The sequence below is a fragment of the Mesorhizobium sp. WSM4820 genome (assembly GCF_055811075.1).
Map to the genome: position 1 here is coordinate 1 of NZ_JBVVQN010000007.1, position 16,257 is coordinate 16,257.

General features: G+C 61.9%; 13 protein-coding genes and 1 pseudogene. 10 read left to right on the forward strand and 4 right to left on the reverse strand.

The genetic code is table 11. The features are described 5' to 3' along the window. Window positions 1–189, forward strand: a pseudogene (locus tag AC0L2R_RS13130) (hypothetical protein); the annotation flags it as partial. 65 nt (window positions 190–254) lie between these two features. Here the strand turns inward: AC0L2R_RS13130 and AC0L2R_RS13135 are convergent. Beyond that, window positions 255–704, reverse strand: a complete 450-nt coding sequence (locus AC0L2R_RS13135) for a dihydrofolate reductase (protein WP_023799722.1) — start codon at window positions 702–704, stop codon at window positions 255–257. A 314-nt stretch (window positions 705–1,018) separates the two neighbouring features. Between AC0L2R_RS13135 and AC0L2R_RS13140 the strand changes: the two genes are divergently transcribed. Together AC0L2R_RS13140 and AC0L2R_RS13145 are read left to right on the forward strand one after the other, a co-directional pair. Then, a complete protein-coding gene (locus tag AC0L2R_RS13140) occupies window positions 1,019–1,186 on the forward strand; it encodes a DUF1127 domain-containing protein (protein ID WP_128172270.1) in 168 nt (55 codons plus the stop codon). Between the two features lie 3 nt (window positions 1,187–1,189). Next, window positions 1,190–2,896 (forward strand): tetratricopeptide repeat protein, encoded by a 1,707-nt coding sequence (locus tag AC0L2R_RS13145; protein WP_473509377.1) that lies wholly within the window; start codon window positions 1,190–1,192, stop codon window positions 2,894–2,896. Window positions 2,897–3,139: 243 nt separating this feature from the next. Here AC0L2R_RS13145 and AC0L2R_RS13150 read toward each other — a convergent pair whose 3' ends face one another. Beyond that, window positions 3,140–3,850 carry a response regulator gene (locus tag AC0L2R_RS13150; RefSeq protein WP_031255152.1) on the reverse strand — a complete coding sequence of 237 codons (711 nt, stop codon included), beginning with the start codon at window positions 3,848–3,850 and terminating at the stop codon, window positions 3,140–3,142. Window positions 3,851–3,919: 69 nt separating this feature from the next. Continuing rightward, entirely contained in the window at window positions 3,920–7,609 is a 3,690-nt protein-coding gene (locus AC0L2R_RS13155) for a PAS-domain containing protein (RefSeq protein WP_473509379.1), read from the reverse strand. Between the two features lie 342 nt (window positions 7,610–7,951). Between AC0L2R_RS13155 and AC0L2R_RS13160 the strand changes: the two genes are divergently transcribed. Both AC0L2R_RS13160 and AC0L2R_RS13165 read left to right on the forward strand, forming a co-directional pair. Further along, on the forward strand, window positions 7,952–9,334 hold the full coding sequence (locus tag AC0L2R_RS13160; RefSeq protein ID WP_473509381.1) for an FAD-binding oxidoreductase: 1,383 nt from the start codon (window positions 7,952–7,954) through the stop codon (window positions 9,332–9,334). 714 nt (window positions 9,335–10,048) lie between these two features. Continuing rightward, the gene (locus AC0L2R_RS13165; RefSeq protein ID WP_473509383.1) at window positions 10,049–10,312 is read left to right on the forward strand and encodes a hypothetical protein; all 264 of its coding nucleotides are present in this window, start codon (window positions 10,049–10,051) and stop codon (window positions 10,310–10,312) included. A gap of 82 nt (window positions 10,313–10,394) precedes the next feature. On the opposite strand, the gene AC0L2R_RS13170 is transcribed toward AC0L2R_RS13165, so the two are convergent. Next, complete coding sequence (locus AC0L2R_RS13170) at window positions 10,395–12,104, reverse strand: ABC transporter ATP-binding protein (RefSeq protein ID WP_473509385.1); 1,710 nt, start codon at window positions 12,102–12,104, stop codon at window positions 10,395–10,397. A 160-nt stretch (window positions 12,105–12,264) separates the two neighbouring features. On the opposite strand from AC0L2R_RS13170, the gene AC0L2R_RS13175 reads away from it, so the two are divergent. The 5 genes from AC0L2R_RS13175 to AC0L2R_RS13195 are packed head-to-tail and all read left to right on the forward strand — an operon-like array spanning window position 12,265 to window position 16,179. Continuing rightward, a complete protein-coding gene (locus AC0L2R_RS13175) occupies window positions 12,265–12,549 on the forward strand; it encodes a DUF2218 domain-containing protein (protein ID WP_473509387.1) in 285 nt (94 codons plus the stop codon). A 28-nt stretch (window positions 12,550–12,577) separates the two neighbouring features. Further along, window positions 12,578–13,480, forward strand: a complete 903-nt coding sequence (locus tag AC0L2R_RS13180) for a siderophore ABC transporter substrate-binding protein (RefSeq protein ID WP_473509389.1) — start codon at window positions 12,578–12,580, stop codon at window positions 13,478–13,480. Then, complete coding sequence (locus AC0L2R_RS13185) at window positions 13,477–14,457, forward strand: ABC transporter permease (RefSeq protein ID WP_473509391.1); 981 nt, start codon at window positions 13,477–13,479, stop codon at window positions 14,455–14,457. Before AC0L2R_RS13180 ends, AC0L2R_RS13185 begins: the two co-directional genes overlap by 4 nt. Continuing rightward, window positions 14,450–15,424 carry an iron chelate uptake ABC transporter family permease subunit gene (locus AC0L2R_RS13190; RefSeq protein WP_473491630.1) on the forward strand — a complete coding sequence of 325 codons (975 nt, stop codon included), beginning with the start codon at window positions 14,450–14,452 and terminating at the stop codon, window positions 15,422–15,424. The genes AC0L2R_RS13185 and AC0L2R_RS13190 overlap by 8 nt, the downstream gene beginning before the upstream one ends. Then, entirely contained in the window at window positions 15,421–16,179 is a 759-nt protein-coding gene (locus AC0L2R_RS13195; protein ID WP_473509393.1) for an iron ABC transporter ATP-binding protein, read from the forward strand. The genes AC0L2R_RS13190 and AC0L2R_RS13195 overlap by 4 nt, the downstream gene beginning before the upstream one ends. Window positions 16,180–16,257: the final 78 nt, after the last annotated feature.

The window sequence follows — 16,257 nt, forward strand, 5'->3', positions numbered from 1 at the left end:
AAGGCCAAGGAGCAGCCCGCCGCCGAGCAGGAGCAGGCCGAGCCCGAACAGGCGGCCAAGCCTGAGAAGCCGAAGGCTGAGGAGCAGCCCGCCGCCGAGCAGCAGCAGGCCGAGCCGGAACAGGCCGAGCCCAAACCACAGCAGCAAGAAAACAAGGCGTGCGATCCGCAGACTGGGGCGAACTGCTAAATGTGCGGGTACAGACTACGGGCACCGCGATCGTTCCATCGCGGTGCCCGCTGTGAGCCGAGCCTTCATTGGTCGCGGTGATTTCTGGGGTCGTTGTGATTTCTGGCAATCTCGCCACCCGCCGTAAGCCATTTTGCATCGAACCAGCGGTCCGCCGGTCCGTCATAGGGCAGCCGCGTGATATCCCAATGGCTGACGAAGCGCGCGTAGGCGTCCCACACTGGTGGACCGCCGCCGATGAAGACGACGCGGCCGACGAAGCGCTGGAGTGTGGCCTCGGGATCCATGCTGGAGCGAACGACGACAAGGTCCCGATCCGCGCGCGCAAAATCCGGAACGCTCGCGATCGTCTTGGGACCGGCGAGCAAGACGTGTCCTCTGGTCAGGTCGAAAAATCGTGCAACGTCGGCGACGAACTCCGGCGACCGGTTGCCTTCCCAGGGAAGGCCGCCGTTGAGGCCGAGCTGCCCCGCTTGGCCAATGGCACAGACGACTCTAACGACAGTCTTCTTCATGCGTACTCCACCGATAGCCGGTCTGATCGCATTCGCAACGCTTGCACGTCATGCTGCGCCACGCACTTTGGTAAGATGACCCAACCCGCTGCCTTACTCCGCTGCGGCTGGCTGGTCCACCGCCTCGTTGAGGAGGTGGTTTTGAGTGTCGTCGGTCGGACTATGGAACTCCTTCTCAAAAGTCCATCCCGGCACTGAAACAAACGAAACACTTCGAGTTCGGCGCGGAAAAACCCCTGAAACAGCGATGGTTTAAATCCAACGGCACCGCTGCACCCCGCGGCGCCAATCAATGGAGTATTGCGATGTCGAGAATGCGAACAGCTTACCGCTCATTTCGGAATTACCGGATTCACCGCATGGCGGAACGGACCCTTGCGGCAATGGACGATGCCCTCCTGAAGGACATCGGGATCAGCCGGTCCGAGATTGGCTTGGTGGTCCGCGGCTTGCAGCGCGGCCAAGAAGACAAGGCGGGCTGAACCATGAAGCTTTCATTTAGGCTCCCGCTACTGGCCTGTGCGAGCGCGGCCGCCCTTCTGGCGGCGCCCGCCGCGAATGCCCATGAAACGGGCGTTCCGCACCGCCAGGCCAAGGCGGCGGTTGCAGAGGATTCGACAAGCGTCCCGCTAGTCGAAAACCTCGGCAGTCATTCCTACCCTGTCACCACCGCCAACCCGCTGGCGCAGGCCTATTTCAATCAGGGCCTGCGCTGGGCGTGGGCATTCAACCACGCCGAAGCGCAACGCGCTTTCAGGGTCGCGCAGAAGCTGGACCCGACCTGCGCCATGTGTTTCTGGGGCGAGGCCTACGTGCTCGGCCCCAACATCAACGCCGGCATGGGCCAGGAGGCGGCAGCGAATGCTGCCGAAGCCGTCGCGCAGGCGCGCAAGCTAGCGCACCTCGCCTCCAGCCGGGAAAAGGATCTTATCGCCGCGCTCTCCAAGCGCTACAGCGCCGATACTTCGGCCGATCAGGGTGCCCTGAACGAGGCCTATGCCGCGGCGATGGCGGAACTGGCAGACCGCCACCCGCAGGACGGCGAGATCGCCACGCTCTACGCTGACGCGCTTATGAACCTGATGCCGTGGGACTACTGGCTTGACGGCGGGGCAACGCCAAAGCCGGACACGGTCAAGCTTGTGGCCTTGTTGGAGCGGGTGCTGGCGCGCAATCCGGATCATGCCGGTGCGATCCATCTCTATATCCATGCCGTCGAAGCATCCACGACGCCGGAAAGGGCCGAAGCTCATGCCGACCGGCTTGCCGCCCTCATGCCCGGCGCCGGACACATCGTGCACATGCCAGCGCACATCTATCACCAGGTCGGCCGGTGGATCGACAGCCTGGAGATCAACCGCGAGGCGGTGGCAGCGGACGAGGCCTATTTCGAGCGCGTCGGCATAGCGCCGGAGAGCACGCCCGGTGTCTACACGGACGGCTATTATCCGCACAACCTGCATTTCCTGATGACCTCCGCACAGATGGCGGGCGACGTCGAGGCAATCGCCGAGGCGGCCAAAAAGCTCGAATCGCTGGTCTCCAATACCACGGCCAGCAAGGTGGCCGGGCTGCAGCCGATCAAGGCGGCGACCTATTTTGCCCACGCCCAGTATAGCGATCCCGAGGCCATACTCGCGCTGCCGCTGCCGGCAAACGCCTTGCCTTATGTCAAGGCAACCTGGCGATATGCGCGGGGCGTCGCCTTCGCCGCAAAGGGTGCGAGCGAGGCGGCGCGCGCCGAGACCGCCGCAATCCGCAAGCTCGCTGCCGAGACCGATTTTTCCACGGAAACGGCGGGAGGACTTCCGGCGCCGGATTTGCTGGAATTGAGCGCGCTGATCGTGGAGGCCCGCATTGCCCAGCACCAGGGCAACCTGCGGGAAGCGCGCGATAAGCTTGAGGCGGCGGTCGCGATCGAGGACGGCCTTGCCTATATGGAACCGGCCTACTGGTATTATCCGGTCCGACAGACCCTCGGCGCGGTCTACATGGCCATGGGTGAGTACGAGGTGGCCGCGGCAGCCTTCGCGCACGTCCTGGAACAGACGCCAAACAACGCCTGGGCGTTGTGGGGCCTGCGCGAGGTTTTCCGCAGGACCGGCAGGACAGCGGACGCCGAAGAGATGGATGCGCGCTTCAAGGCCGCCTGGGTGGGAGCGCCGGATTTTCTCGGCATCGAACGGCTCTGACCCGCTCTTAAGGTGCCGGCGTCGTTGTCGGCTCAGGAAACGTGTCGCAGCCTCGCAACCCCGGCTGCGACACGCAATCCCAGGTTGAAAATAACATGCTTGGCCGGTAACTGCGCTTCAGTGCCACACGTCATAGTAGAAACGCACCCGAAGATCAGAGGTTGAGAGGGCTACCCCCCCTGGAGCCACAAACCGCATAAGCCGCAGGGGCCGAGGCGCTGGTTCAACCAGCCAGTGGCGCGCTCAAGCGTAGAGGTAACCCATGCCGCGGATCGTCCTGATCACCTCCGGCTTGGAGGGATCGACCTCGATTTTCTTCCGCAGGCGCGAAACGCGAATGTCGATGCTGCGATCGAAGGGATCCCACCCGCGGTCATGGGCGAGTTCGAGCAGTTGATCGCGGTTGAGTACGCGTCCGCGATGTTCGCTGAATACTTTCAGAAGCCGGAACTCCATCGGGGTGATCGCTATTTCGATTCCCTCGGCGTTGTATAATTTGTGTGCGTCCGGGTCGAAGCGGCACTTGCCGAACTGGAGCTGGTGAGGGCCCGGAGTACTCGCTTTCCCCGCAGCGCGTTCGCTCGCCGATGTCCTGCGCAGCACGGCCTTGACCCGCGCCAGCAGCTCCCGCAGGTCGACGGGCTTCGCGACATAGTCGTCGGCGCCAATCTCCAATCCGACAACGCGGTCGACGATTTCCGCCGATCCGGTCAGCATGATAATGGCAACGTCTGAGTGCTCTCGTAGATATCGCGCCAGCGAGAGGCCATCCTCACCTGGCATTCGGATATCCAATATGACCACATCGACGTGCTGGCTCTCAATAAGTTCACGCAGGGCAGGCCCCGCGTTGGCGGGCGTCACGGCATAGCCATGGTGCTCCAGATATTCCGCTACCGTGTAGCGGATATCCGGTTCGTCATCGCAGACCACTACATGTGCGTGCGTCGTCAAGATCGACCACCGAGCAACCAGCCTGATGGATAAGCTGCCTCTAAAGTGACGTGCAAATCAACGGGTCTGTCAAGCATTGTTGTTGACCAGATTAGAGACAAACGAACGGAGCTCGTTCGGTTTGATCGGTTTCTCGAGATAGGGCCGTTTCGCGGCGCGCAGGAACATCTGCGCGTCCGGACTGATTGTGTCCCCCGTCAGGAAGGCTAACCTGTCGAGTTCAGCCGGATGGAGCTTGGCAATCTGGTTGAACAATCCCCGCCCGTCCATATCAGGCATTTTCAGATCGCTCAGGATCACCGCGAAAGTGCGGTTCTTGAGGTGCAGCAGCGCTTCTTCGCCGGATCTGGCAATGGTGACGTTGAAACCATCTCGCCTGAGCACCTCAGCAACCAGCTCACCCACTTCCTCTTCGTCGTCCACCACCAGACAGGCAATGCCGGTCGAATTCGGGAGCTCGTCTTCGGCCGTTTCGGTTCCTTCGTCGAGACGGTCCGAAGCAGGCAGCGAAAGTATGAAGGTCGAGCCACCCCCTTCGGGGGATTCGACCTCGATGGTTCCTCCATGGGATTGAACGATCCGATGGCAGAAGGACAGCCCGATCCCGGTCCCTGCCCCAATCTCCTTGGTCGTGAAGAACGGCTCGAAAATGCGGGGAAGTATCTCTTTGGGAATTCCCGGACCCGTGTCGGCAACGCTGACGATTAGGTTGCCGGTTGTGGGATGAAGCCGCGTTGAAACCGTGATTGTCCGTCGTCCTTCCCAGCCATGCAACGCCTGTTCTGCATTGACAAGCAAGTTGATCAGCACCTGGCCAAGCTGATCGGGATCCGCCCAGATCGGGGGAAGACCAGGTTCAAGATGAACTGAAAGCCCGATGTCCGACGATCGAATCGAATAGGTCGCCACTTCGACCGCTTCGGAAATGATGTCATCGATCGCAACGTTTGAGGTTCGCGTCGGCTGCTGTCTGGCCATAGCCAGGAATGTCTTGACGATCCTGGCGCAGCGTTCGGCTGCCTTGCTTATCTTGTCGGCGCGTTCGACGACCTTGGCGTCGGCAGCGGTCTCCTTCATCAGCGATGACAGGCCAAGCACCACCGAGAGCGGATTGTTGAGCTCATGCGCCACCCCGGCCAGCAATCCACCGAGCGCCGCCATTTTCTCGTTCTGGTGCAGCGTCTCGCGCTGCCGCTCCAATTCCTGCTGCATTTTTATCCGGTCGGTGAGATCGTAGGCGTGGGAAACAATCACCTTCTCACCGTGGTAATCGATCAGTCGAGACGAAACCGAGCACCAGCAGGTTCCACCGTCCTTGCGTTTGAGCTGGGTTTCGAAATCGTCGACTAATCCCGTCGCGAGCAGCCGCTCAACGTATCGGATCCGCTCTGAAGGATCGACATAATAGTCGACGGCGCTGGTGACGTCGCCGAGCAGTTCAACGGTGGCGGGGCTGCGGTAAAGCAGCTTCCCATCATGCGCGCGGGTCATCTGGATGTTGACGGGGCAGGCTTCGAGGACTTTACGGACCAGTTCATCCGCTTCCTTGGCCGCCTCCTCGGCCCGCTTGCGCTCTGTAATCTCGACACGGGTAACCACGAACCCGCCTTCGCGGGTCGGACAGTTCGAGACAAAAAACCAACGCCCGTCCGTATGACGGAATTCCTGTTGCCGGAACTCGCGGCGGTCCCGTGCTCTCTCGGCAAGCCAGTCGTCGATCTTGTCGCGTGGAACCGGAAACTGGTTGCGCTCTGCGGTCACGCGCAGGAAATCGAACCAGTTCACCCCGGGAACGAGCACATCCGCGCTTATCGCGTGCATCTGGCGATACCTGCTGTTGGCCAGCACCAGGCAATCGTTGCTGTCGTAGAGGGCAAACCCTTCGGCCAGAGATTCGATCGCGTCGATCAGCCGTTCGTTCGCCTTGCGCGTTTCTTGCTGGGCGGCGATCATGCCGGTGATATCGGTCGTGTTCGACACGATCACCTGCCTTCCCTGGAAATCGATCAGGCGAGCGGAAATCGAAGCCCAGAAGGCCTTGTTCTCGGTGTCGTACTGCTGGACCCGAAAATCATCGATCCTGCCCTTTTCGATCAGGGTGCGCTCCAATACTGCGCTCTTGTCTGGATCGACATAATGGTCGGTTATCCGAGGACGGTCGGCGTAGAGATCTCTGGTAGCAGGATTGCGGTAGAGCGTTTCTCCCTCGAACGTGGTCATGCGTATCGGCGAAGGGCAGGCATCGAGCACCTTTTGCAGCAGCGTCGTGGCGTCGCGCTCGAAAGCCTCGGCCTTCTTGCGCTCGCTGATGTCGGTGCGCGTTACGACGAAGCCGCCAAGATCGGTGGGATGTATCGATATCGAGTGCCATTTGCCGTCGGAGAGGGGGACCTCGAAATGGGAGTGGAACTCGATCCGGCTTTGGAGCCGCTCGTCGAGCCACTCATCCTCGCGCCCAACCGCATTGCGGTACACGCCGCGCCTGGCGGATTCGCGGAGGAGTTCGTTCCATTCCACCCCCGGTTCGACGAGATCCCGCACCTGGTGGTTCAGTTCGCGGTAAAGGCTGTTGCACATGACCAGGCGGTGGTCTTCGTCGTACAGCGCAAATCCCTCGGAGAGTGATTCAACGGCGTCTGCGAGCATCTCCCGCGCCGCGGCGACTTCGCCGTCACGCTTCTTCTGCTTGGTCACATCGGCGATGCCGGCGAGAACCACTCGCCGGCCCTGGAACTCGACAATCCTGAGATTGCCCGTGGCCCAGAACTCCTGGCCGTCGGGTCTTTTAAGCAGCACCTCGCAATTTTCGACGACGCCCTTTTGCATGAGTTCGCGATGGATTTCCCGGTGCTTCTCGGGATCGACAAAGTAATCGCCAAGCCGCACCGTCTCGCGTTGCGCCTTCTTGCTCCATCCAAGCAGCCGTTCGGCAGCATTGCTCTGGTAGATGAGTTCCCCCGAACTTGCGTCGTTCATCCATACCGGCAACGGATGATGCTTGATCAGGAAACCGAACAGATCCTCGCGCTGCTTGCGTTCCGTGATGTCCAATACCCCGATGATGAGCGAGGGGCGCCCGCCGTAGACGCCGCGACGGCAGTTGGTCGAACACCAGACGGCCGATCCGCTTGTGTTTCTAAGCTGGATTTCGTGATCCCGGACGATCTCGCTGTTGCTGGCGAGAGAACTGATTTCATCGAATTCGCCAGAATTCACGAAATGATCCGTCAGGAATTGCGGCTCGTTCGGCGTCCATTTTCGGCCAAGCAGGTTCGACGCATCGAGGCTTTCGTAGAGGATCTGCCCGCTTCCCGCGTCCACCACCCAAACCGGCAGCGGGTGACTGTCCGTGATGCAGCGGAATATCTCGGCGTTCTCCTGGTGCGCGATCTGCGCTCGCTTCATCTCGGTAATGTCGACGCTTACCAGGGCCATGCCGCCATCCGGCCGAGGATGTGCGGTGAGCAACTTCCACCGGCCATCCAATGTCTCGGCTTCAACTGGAGCGTCGTCGATTTGCGTCCATCGCGCCGCGGCGCTTTCAACAAATGCGTTGCCCGGCTCGATGGGGCGGCCGTCGAAACTCTTTAGACGTGAGAGGGCTTCGGCGACTGCGGCAATGGCGTCCGTCGGCTGCATCTCGCCGCGGTCGAGCCACCGGCTTCCAAATATCTGCGGATTGCTGTCGACGAGAACATGGTTGGCGTCAAAAAGGGCATAGCCTGTGTGTGTGGATGGCACCGGATTATCAGGCCGCATGGTCGTTCCCTTTGTTCGCGTGATCCCGCGAGGGCGGATAATAGCCCCTCTTTGTTTCAGCACGCGTTCGGGCGACGCGTGATTTGTTTCAACTGTTTCGGCGCGTGGGAGACATCGCCGGCGCTGACGTGTCGCCTGTCATCCCCGTGGGGCGCGCGCTGAAACAAACGAAACACTCCCACCACACCACAGAAAAACGCCTGAAACGAAGGCGGTGTATGACAAGAAGAGCCGCAGATGCGGCAGATTCAACCGGCGAAGCGCAAATGTCCAGCGCCCAGGATGAACAATCTAGTCTTGGCGAGTGTCGACGCGTCTTGCTCTGAAACCTGAGGGTTCAATATGGATAAGCCAGTTACTTCGCACGATTTCCCCGACCGGCTCCTCGCGAGCCTTATTGACCAAAACCATCCGGCCTATGAAGAGGCTCGCGGGCTCTACAACGCCATGATCGACAAGCGGCCGCGCTGGATCATCCCCTGCGCCGAGGTCGCCGATGTCGTCGCGGCAGTCAATCATGCCCGGGACAAGCAGTTGCTTCTTGCCATTCGCGGCGGCGGCCACAGCGGTCCCGGCTTCGGCAGTTGCGACGGCGGAATGGTCATCGACATGTCGCCGATGAATCGGGTCGATATTGATCTCGGGACCAGCACGGTCCGCGTCGAGGCCGGCTGCACCCAAGGCGATGTCGACCGCGCCACCAGCGCTCATGGGCTGGCGGTGCCGGCTGGCCTCGTCTCGTCCACAGGCATCGCCGGACTGACGCTGGGCGGCGGCACTGGCCATCTAACGCGCAAACACGGCCTCACCATCGACAATCTGCTTGCGGCCGAGGTCGTGCTGGCCGACGGCAGCGTCGTGACGGCAAGTGAGAACGAACACCCGGAGCTGTTCTGGGCGCTGCGCGGCGGCGGCGGCAACTTCGGCGTCGTGACGCGCTTCACATTTCAGGCGCATCCGGCGAAGGATGTCTATGCCGGGCCGATCTTCTTCGACATCGAGCATACCGCAGAGATCATGCGCTGGTACCGCGGCTTCCTGCCCGGAGCGCCGCGAGAGCTCGGGATGTTCTTCGGCATCAAGACGGTGCCCTCCTGCGACCCTTTCCCGCGCGAGATCTGGGGAAGGCGCGTCTGCGCGCTGATCAGCTGCTACAACGGCACGGAGGAGGACGGCATCCGGGCGATGCAGCCCGTGCGCGACGCGCTTCCCGGGCCACTGATGGACGGTATGATGCAGATGCCCTTCGTCGATCTGCAGGCGCTGTTTGATCCGCTGCTGCCGAAGGGCTTGCAGTGGTACTGGAAGGGCGATTATGTCGACGAGCTGTCCGATGCGGCCATCGCAGCCCATGCCGAGCACGGCTCGAAGACGCCGAGCGAACTGTCGCTGATGCATCTCTACCCCATCGACGGAGCGGCCCAGGAAGTGGCTCCGGACGCTACCGCCTGGGGAGCGCGGCGAGCGCGTTGGTCCATGGCTATCGCCGGCATCGACCCCGACCCGACGAAGGCGCCGGAGCTGAGGCGCTGGGCAAGCGAGTATTGGGCTGCAGTGCACAAGCACAACCCGCATGGTGGCGCCTATATCAACTTCATGATGGATGATGAAGGCGAGGCGCGTGTACGCGCCGCCTACGGCGCCAACTATGAGCGGCTCGTCGCGGCCAAGCGCAAATACGATCCGGCGAACCTCTTCCGCGTCAACCACAACATCCGGCCGTAAGCCGAGGCTGAGCCTGTCCGTCCTTGGGTCGAGCGAGGCGGACAGGCCTGTGGCATGCGCAAGCCGGTGTCGCGCCATCGAGGACGACCATCCACAAAATGCGTCCCGCCTCGTCGCGCGTGCCTCTGAAACAAACGAAACACTCCCACCGCGATGCAGAAAAACGCATGAAACGGAAGCGGTGTATGACAGTAAGATCCGAAGACGTGAAAGAATAAACGGACGAAACGAAAATATATAGAGCCTAAGATCGAACATCTAGTCTTGGCGAGGGTCGACATTTTTTGCTCCGAAACCTGAGGTTCAAAATGCACAGGCCAGTTGCTTCATACGATTTCCCCGACCGGCTCCGCGCGAGCCTTGTTGGCCAAAACCACCCGGGCCATGAAGGGGCTCGCCGGCTCTTGCAACGCCATGATCGACAAGGGGCAGACGTCAACCCCGCTACGCGACGGCTGATCGGGAACAGCCGACATTCTTACGGCCGCGCTGACACTGCCGATTGGTGATGATCTCGGCTGCCATTGGGCAGCCCACCGAACAGCGCACGAACGCAACAAGAGACCGTGCGCTGAACAACCTGCCGCCGCACATCCCTAAGGATCGCGGTTGGTCGGTTTGCCCGAAGGGCATGAAAAGACGGCCTCATCGATGCGGTGCGGGGCACGGCGCGTCGAGGCCACACGCTTAACTCTCAAAAAATGGAGAATTGAAATGCTCAAGATCGTTCTTGCCACTGCCACCTTGCTGTTTGCCTCCGGCATGGCTTTTGCCGGCAGCGACCACTATGGCTCCGACTACAGCCATGGCCATCCGAAGACCGGTCACCATTCGATGGCGTCCGACAACGGCTACCCTGTCGACCCGAGCGGCACAGCGAGTGTCGACACGGGCGACAGCGTACCGACCTCGGCTGGAAATTCGACCTTCGATAAGCCCGCACCGGGTTACGGACAGGGGATTTGGGGGAGCCGATAACAGCGTTCGGCCACACGGTCGAAGTTAGACTTCCAGGCGGCGGGTTCGCCCGCCGCCTGGATTCACCTCACGCCCGGCGGATTTAATCTGAAGCCGCGCCCAGTCGTGAGTAAGCGCCGCCGCGCGCCACCAATTCATCATGCGGACCTTGTTCGACGATGCCTGTATCGGCGACCACCACGATGCGATCGGCATTGCGGATCGTCGCCAGCCGGTGCGCGATCACCAGCGTCGTTCGGCCCTGCGCAAGCTCTGCCAGCGACTGCTGGATCTCCCGCTCGGTCTGCGTGTCGAGTGCCGACGTCGCCTCGTCCAGGATGAGGATGGTCGGGTTCTTCAGGAACATGCGCGCGATTGCCAGGCGCTGCTTCTGACCGCCCGAAAGCTTTACGCCGCGCTCGCCGATGATCGTATCGAGCCCTTCCGGCAGCGAGGCGATGAGTTCGTCGAGGCGCGCGCGGCGCGCGGCCTCGACGATCTCGCTCTCGACCGCGTCCAGCCGGCCATAGGCGATGTTCTCGCGGATCGTGCCGCCGAACAGGAACACGTCCTGCTGCACGATACCGATCTGGCCGCGTAATGAGGCCAGCGTCATATCGCGGATATCCAGACCGTCGATGGTGATGGCGCCGCTGTCGACCTCGTAAAAACGCGGCAGCAGCGAGCACAGGGTCGTCTTGCCGGCGCCGGATGGCCCGACGAAGGCGATGGTCTGTCCTGCTGCGATGTCGAGATTGATGCTCTTCAAAACCGGCCGTTCGCCGCTATAGCCGAAGCTGACGTCCCGGTAGCTGATGTCACCCTTGAGCATCGGTGCGTCAAATGCACCGGGCCGATCCGCGATGTCCGGCTCAGTGTCGAGGAGGGCTGCATAGCGGCGAAATCCGGCGATGCCTTTCGGATAGGTTTCAATCACCGAATTGATCTTGTCGATCGGCCGGAAGAACACATTGACCAGGAGCAGGAAGCCAACGAAGCCGCCACTGGAAAGTTCGCCACGCAGCACGAGATAGCTTCCGGCGATCATCACCACCAGTTGGATCAACCGCATGCTCATGTAGCTCAGCGACGTGCTTGCGGCCATGATGCGATAGGCATCGAGCTTGGTCTTGCGGTAGCTGGCGTTGTCGCGCGCGAACAGGTTGCGCTCGTGGTCTTCATTGGCGAAAGCCTGCACCACCCGCATGCCGCCGACATTCTCCTCAATGCGAACGTTGAAATCGCCGACCCGCCCGTAAAGCGCCTGCCAGTTGCGCGTCATGCGCGCGCCATAGCGGCTTGTCACCCAGGCGACCAGCGGCACAATTGCCGCCGTAATCAGCGCAAGCTGCGGATTGACCAGGAACATCAGCGCGAAGGCGCCGATGAACGTCATGATCGCGATGAACAGGTCTTCCGGGCCATGATGGGCAACCTCGCCGATTTCCTCCAGGTCCTTGGTGACCCGGGCGATGAGGTGGCCGGTCTTGTGATTGTCATAGAAGCGGAACGAGAGCTTCTGCAGGTGATCGAAGCTCTTCCGGCGCATCTCGGTCTCGATGTTGATACCGAGCATATGGCCCCAGTAGACCACGACCGCCATCAGTCCGGTGTTCACCACGTATATGGCAAGCAGGCCGGCCGACGCAGCAAGGATCAGCAGCCATTGCTGAGTCGGCAACAACTCGTCGACAAACAGCTTCACGGCCATCGGAAACCCGAGTTCCAGCAGGCCAGACAGAACCGCGCAGCAGAAATCCAGGATGAACAGACCTCTCCAGGGGCGGTAGTAGGCGAAAAATCTGCGCAGCATGGGGACGCTTTTTCTGTTCGAAGGCTGGCCTGCCAGGAAGCATGGCTATGCGAGGGCTGTCGTTAAAGGCATTTCTTGCGGCGACTGCTCAGCGGCGCCGACTTGTCCGAACGGATAGCTTACGATAAGTGGAGTGTAAACATCATATTATGAGGTCTCCATGCTGACTGCAACCACGCGCTGCGAAACGCCGAATGCGGGCAAATATCTCCAGCAGCTTTGCAAGCATTTCGCGCACAAGGTCGAGGTCGCCTATGGCGATGGGCATGGGCAGTGCCGGTTCTCCTGCGGCACGGTTACCATGAATGCCGTTCTCGAACGGCTGGACATAGTGGTGGAAGCGGCCGACACCACCGCGTTGACCGAGACCAAGCAGGTCATCGAGTCGCATCTCGTCCGGTTCGCCTTCCGCGAAAATCTCCAGCCGCTGGCCTGGCGCGATTGAAGCGTCGTTTGCGATACGGAGCATGCTCATGAGATGGCTCAAGTCGGTCCTGGCCTTGCCGGCATTGGCGCTTTTCCTCGTTCAGGCGTTCGCAACCGAGATCGAAACCGCGAAGGGCCCGGTAACGGTCGGCAAGACGCCGCAAACGCTCGCGGTGTTCGACATTGCGGCGGTCGATACATTGTACAGCCTGGGCGTGAGGATCGCCGGCTTGCCCGATAAGCTTTACGTGCCCGAACTCGCCGGGTTGAAGGACGGCGCGGAAATCGTCGGCACCATCTTCGAGCCCGATCTGGAGGCGCTGAGCGCGCTGGCGCCGGACCTCATCATTGTCGGCGGGCGCTCCTCGCCGCAACTGGCGGCGACCAGCCGGATTGCGCAGAGCATCGATATGACAATGAATGGCGATGATCTGTTCGCGCAGGCGAAGCAGCGCCTGACGGCCTACGGCGCTCTCGTCGGCAAGCCGGCCGAGGCGGCGGCGCTTGCTTCGGAACTCGATGACGCGCTTTCATCGACGCGTGCCGCCGTCAAGGGCAAGGGCACGGCGCTGATCCTGATGACCAGCGGCCCGAAGGTGACCGCCTACGGCAAGGAGTCCCGCTTCGGTTGGCTGCATTCGGCGCTCCAACTCACGCCGGCGGTTGAGGATGTCGAGGCCGCCACCCACGGCGAAGCGATCTCCTTCGAGTTCCTCCGCGACGCCAATCCGGACTGGCTCATCGTGCTCGATCGCGCCGCGGCGATCGGCTCGGAGGAGCAGAACGCCAGGGCGACGCTGGACAATGAACTGGTGGCCGAAACCACAGCCTGGAAGAAAGGGCAGGTGGTCTACATGCCGGCAGCCGATTTCTACATCGCCGCAGGCGGCGTCCAGTCGACGAAGCGCGTGCTTGAGACCATTCGAGACGCTTTCTCGCGGACCCAATGACCGCCGGATCGCTTGGCTCTCAAGGCTTCGCTTATCAGGCAATCGGCGCCGCAACCCTGCTGGCGCTGTTTGTGGCCAGTCTGTTCGTCGGCGTCAGCGAACTCGCCATAGGCAATCTGGCCTCCGACCCGGAAGCCTTGCGGCTGATCATGATCAGCCGCTTGCCAAGGACGTTGGCGGCACTTCTGGCCGGCAGCGCCCTGGCCATCGCAGGGCTTGTTATGCAGACGCTTGCCCGCAACCGTTTCGTCGAGCCTTCGACGGCTGGAACCGCGCAATCGGCGGCACTCGGCATACTGGTGGTGACGCTGGTTTGGCCCGATGCATCGCTTGGATGGAAGGCAGCCGGCGCGGCGGTGACCGCTCTCGCCGGGACATCCGTTTTCCTTATGCTCGCGCATAGGTTGCCGCCGACACAGCCTTTTCTCGTTCCGCTGTTCGGATTGGTCTATGGCGGCGTCATTGGCGCCGCCGCGATCTTTGCCGCTTGGCACCTGGACCTTCTGCAGTATCTCGAAGTGTGGATGACGGGGGAGTTTTCCGGCATCCTGCGCGGGCGCTATGAACTGTTGTGGGTTGCGGGCGCACTGGTCGTATTGGCCTGGTGGACGGCCGACCGCCTGACGATGCTTTCGCTGGGCAGGGACGTCAGCATAGGGCTCGGCCTGAATTATGCCGCTATGCTTCGGCTCGGCCTGGTCATCGTCTCGGCCATCACCGCGCTGACCGTGGTCGTCGTCGGTACGATCCCGTTCGTCGGCCTTGTCGCGCCCAACATCGTATCGCGCTTCGCCGGCGAAAACCTGCGCCACACCTTGCCATGGGTCGCCGGCGGTGGCGCGGCGCTGGTGCTTGCCTGCGATATCATGGGCAGGCTCATCCGTTTCCCTTACGAGGTTCCGGTCGGCACGATCCTCGGCGTCGTCGGGGCGGTGCTGTTCCTGGTCCTGCTGCTTGGCCGAAACTGCAATGACTGAAGTTTTGATGCAACGCGGCCTGGTGCGGCACGAGGGCCGCCTCGTGATAATGGCGGCGATCGCAGTGCTGGTCGGCGTGGCCTTCATGACGATCGGCCTGCGCGGCGATCTCGCCTTCGTGGTCGAACTGCGCGCAGCGCGGCTGGCTGCGATGGTTCTGGTCGGCGTGGCGGTGGCGGTTTCGACGGTCGTGTTCCAGACCGTTTGCGCCAACCGCATCATCACGCCATCGATCATGGGCCTGGATGCGCTTTACGTCTTCTGCCAGACGGCGCTGGTATTTGCGCTGAGTGGTTTCGGCGTTGCCGGCATCGATCCGCGCCTGCACTTCCTCGGCAATTTCACGGCAATGACCAGCCTCGCACTGGCGCTGTTCCTGCCGATGCTTCGCCAGCGTTTCGACCTGACGCTGATGCTGCTGACCGGCGTCGTGCTGGGCGTGCTGTTCCGATCGCTGACGACGTTGCTGGCGCGGCTGCTGGATCCGAACGATTTCGCCGTACTGCAGGGTACGGTCTTCGCCAGCTTCAATGCGGTGGAACCCGATCTCCTGCTGTTGGCCGGCGCGATCACCGTGGCGGGTGTCGCCATCGCCTGGCGGGCGCGACATGTTCTCGATGTGCTCGCGCTGGGCACCGACACAGCCATTGGGCTCGGCGTGGCGTGGCGCGGCACGGCTGCCGGGCTGCTGGTTGTTGTCGCCGCGTTGGTGTCGGCGTCGACGGCGCTGGTTGGACCGATGGCGTTTCTGGGGCTGCTGGTGGTTTCGCTCGCTGAGCGCATCGTCGGCACCAACCGGCACGCCATCCTTCTGCCGGCAGCCGCGCTCACGGCGATAATCGTGCTCGTCGGCGGCCAGACAATCCTCCAGCATGCTCTGGGCGGGGAAGGCAGCCTCGGCATCGTCGTGGAATTCGTCGGCGGCATCGTGTTCCTCGTCATTCTGTTTGCCGGGGGCCGGCGATGATCGAGATTGCAGGCGTCTCCCTGGCTCTTGGCGGCAGCCGCATTCTCGATAATGTCAGCCTGACCGTGCCGAAGGGCGGCGTCACGGCGCTTGTCGGACCGAATGGCGCTGGCAAGTCCAGCCTGTTGTCGTTGATCGCCCGCCTGCGACCCCTGCAAAGCGGCCGCATCACCGTCGACGGGCTGCCGGTCGATACGACGCCGAGCCGGCAGTTGGCCAGGATCATGGCCATCCTGCGACAGGATCCCGGCGTCGCAAGCCGCCTGCGTGTCGCCGAACTCGTGGGGTTCGGTCGTTTCCCGCACAACCGCGGGCGGCTGACAGCGAAAGACCGCGAAATCATCGCGGCGTCGCTCGAACAGTTCGATCTCAGCGACCTGGCGCTGCGCTTCATCGACACCTTGTCAGGCGGGCAACGGCAGCGTGCCCTCCTCGCCATGACCTTCTGCCAGGGGACGGATTACATCCTTCTCGACGAGCCGCTGAATAACCTCGACATGTTTCATGCAAGAAACCTGATGCGGACGCTGAGACGCATCGCCGACGAGCACGGCAAGACGGTGCTCATCGTGCTCCACGACATCAATCATGCAGCCTCGTACGCCGACCGCATCGTCGCGATGAAGGACGGCGCCGTTATCGCATCGGGCGAAACCGGCGACATCATCCGGCCGGATATACTGGAGAGCATTTTTGGCTTCTCGATGCGGGTCGAAAACATCGCCGGTCGGCTGACCGTCCTGCACCACGCCTGAGTAAGCTCCGCGGCTGCAGCGCTCGAAGAGCGCAGCAGTTACAACGGTTTGCATAACTGGATTTTTATTATCAAGTTT

Excerpts from the sequence above, each read along its gene's own strand:
- AC0L2R_RS13135 (WP_023799722.1), bottom strand. The coding sequence starts at position 704 with ATGAAGAAGACTGTCGTTAGAGTCGTCTGTGCCATTGGCCAAGCGGGG.
- AC0L2R_RS13140 (WP_128172270.1), top strand. The coding sequence starts at position 1,019 with ATGCGAACAGCTTACCGCTCATTTCGGAATTACCGGATTCACCGCATG.
- AC0L2R_RS13145 (WP_473509377.1), top strand. The coding sequence starts at position 1,190 with ATGAAGCTTTCATTTAGGCTCCCGCTACTGGCCTGTGCGAGCGCGGCC.
- AC0L2R_RS13155 (WP_473509379.1), bottom strand. The coding sequence starts at position 7,609 with ATGCGGCCTGATAATCCGGTGCCATCCACACACACAGGCTATGCCCTT.
- AC0L2R_RS13160 (WP_473509381.1), top strand. The coding sequence starts at position 7,952 with ATGGATAAGCCAGTTACTTCGCACGATTTCCCCGACCGGCTCCTCGCG.
- AC0L2R_RS13165 (WP_473509383.1), top strand. The coding sequence starts at position 10,049 with ATGCTCAAGATCGTTCTTGCCACTGCCACCTTGCTGTTTGCCTCCGGC.
- AC0L2R_RS13170 (WP_473509385.1), bottom strand. The coding sequence starts at position 12,104 with ATGCTGCGCAGATTTTTCGCCTACTACCGCCCCTGGAGAGGTCTGTTC.
- AC0L2R_RS13175 (WP_473509387.1), top strand. The coding sequence starts at position 12,265 with ATGCTGACTGCAACCACGCGCTGCGAAACGCCGAATGCGGGCAAATAT.
- AC0L2R_RS13180 (WP_473509389.1), top strand. The coding sequence starts at position 12,578 with ATGAGATGGCTCAAGTCGGTCCTGGCCTTGCCGGCATTGGCGCTTTTC.
- AC0L2R_RS13185 (WP_473509391.1), top strand. The coding sequence starts at position 13,477 with ATGACCGCCGGATCGCTTGGCTCTCAAGGCTTCGCTTATCAGGCAATC.
- AC0L2R_RS13190 (WP_473491630.1), top strand. The coding sequence starts at position 14,450 with ATGACTGAAGTTTTGATGCAACGCGGCCTGGTGCGGCACGAGGGCCGC.
- AC0L2R_RS13195 (WP_473509393.1), top strand. The coding sequence starts at position 15,421 with ATGATCGAGATTGCAGGCGTCTCCCTGGCTCTTGGCGGCAGCCGCATT.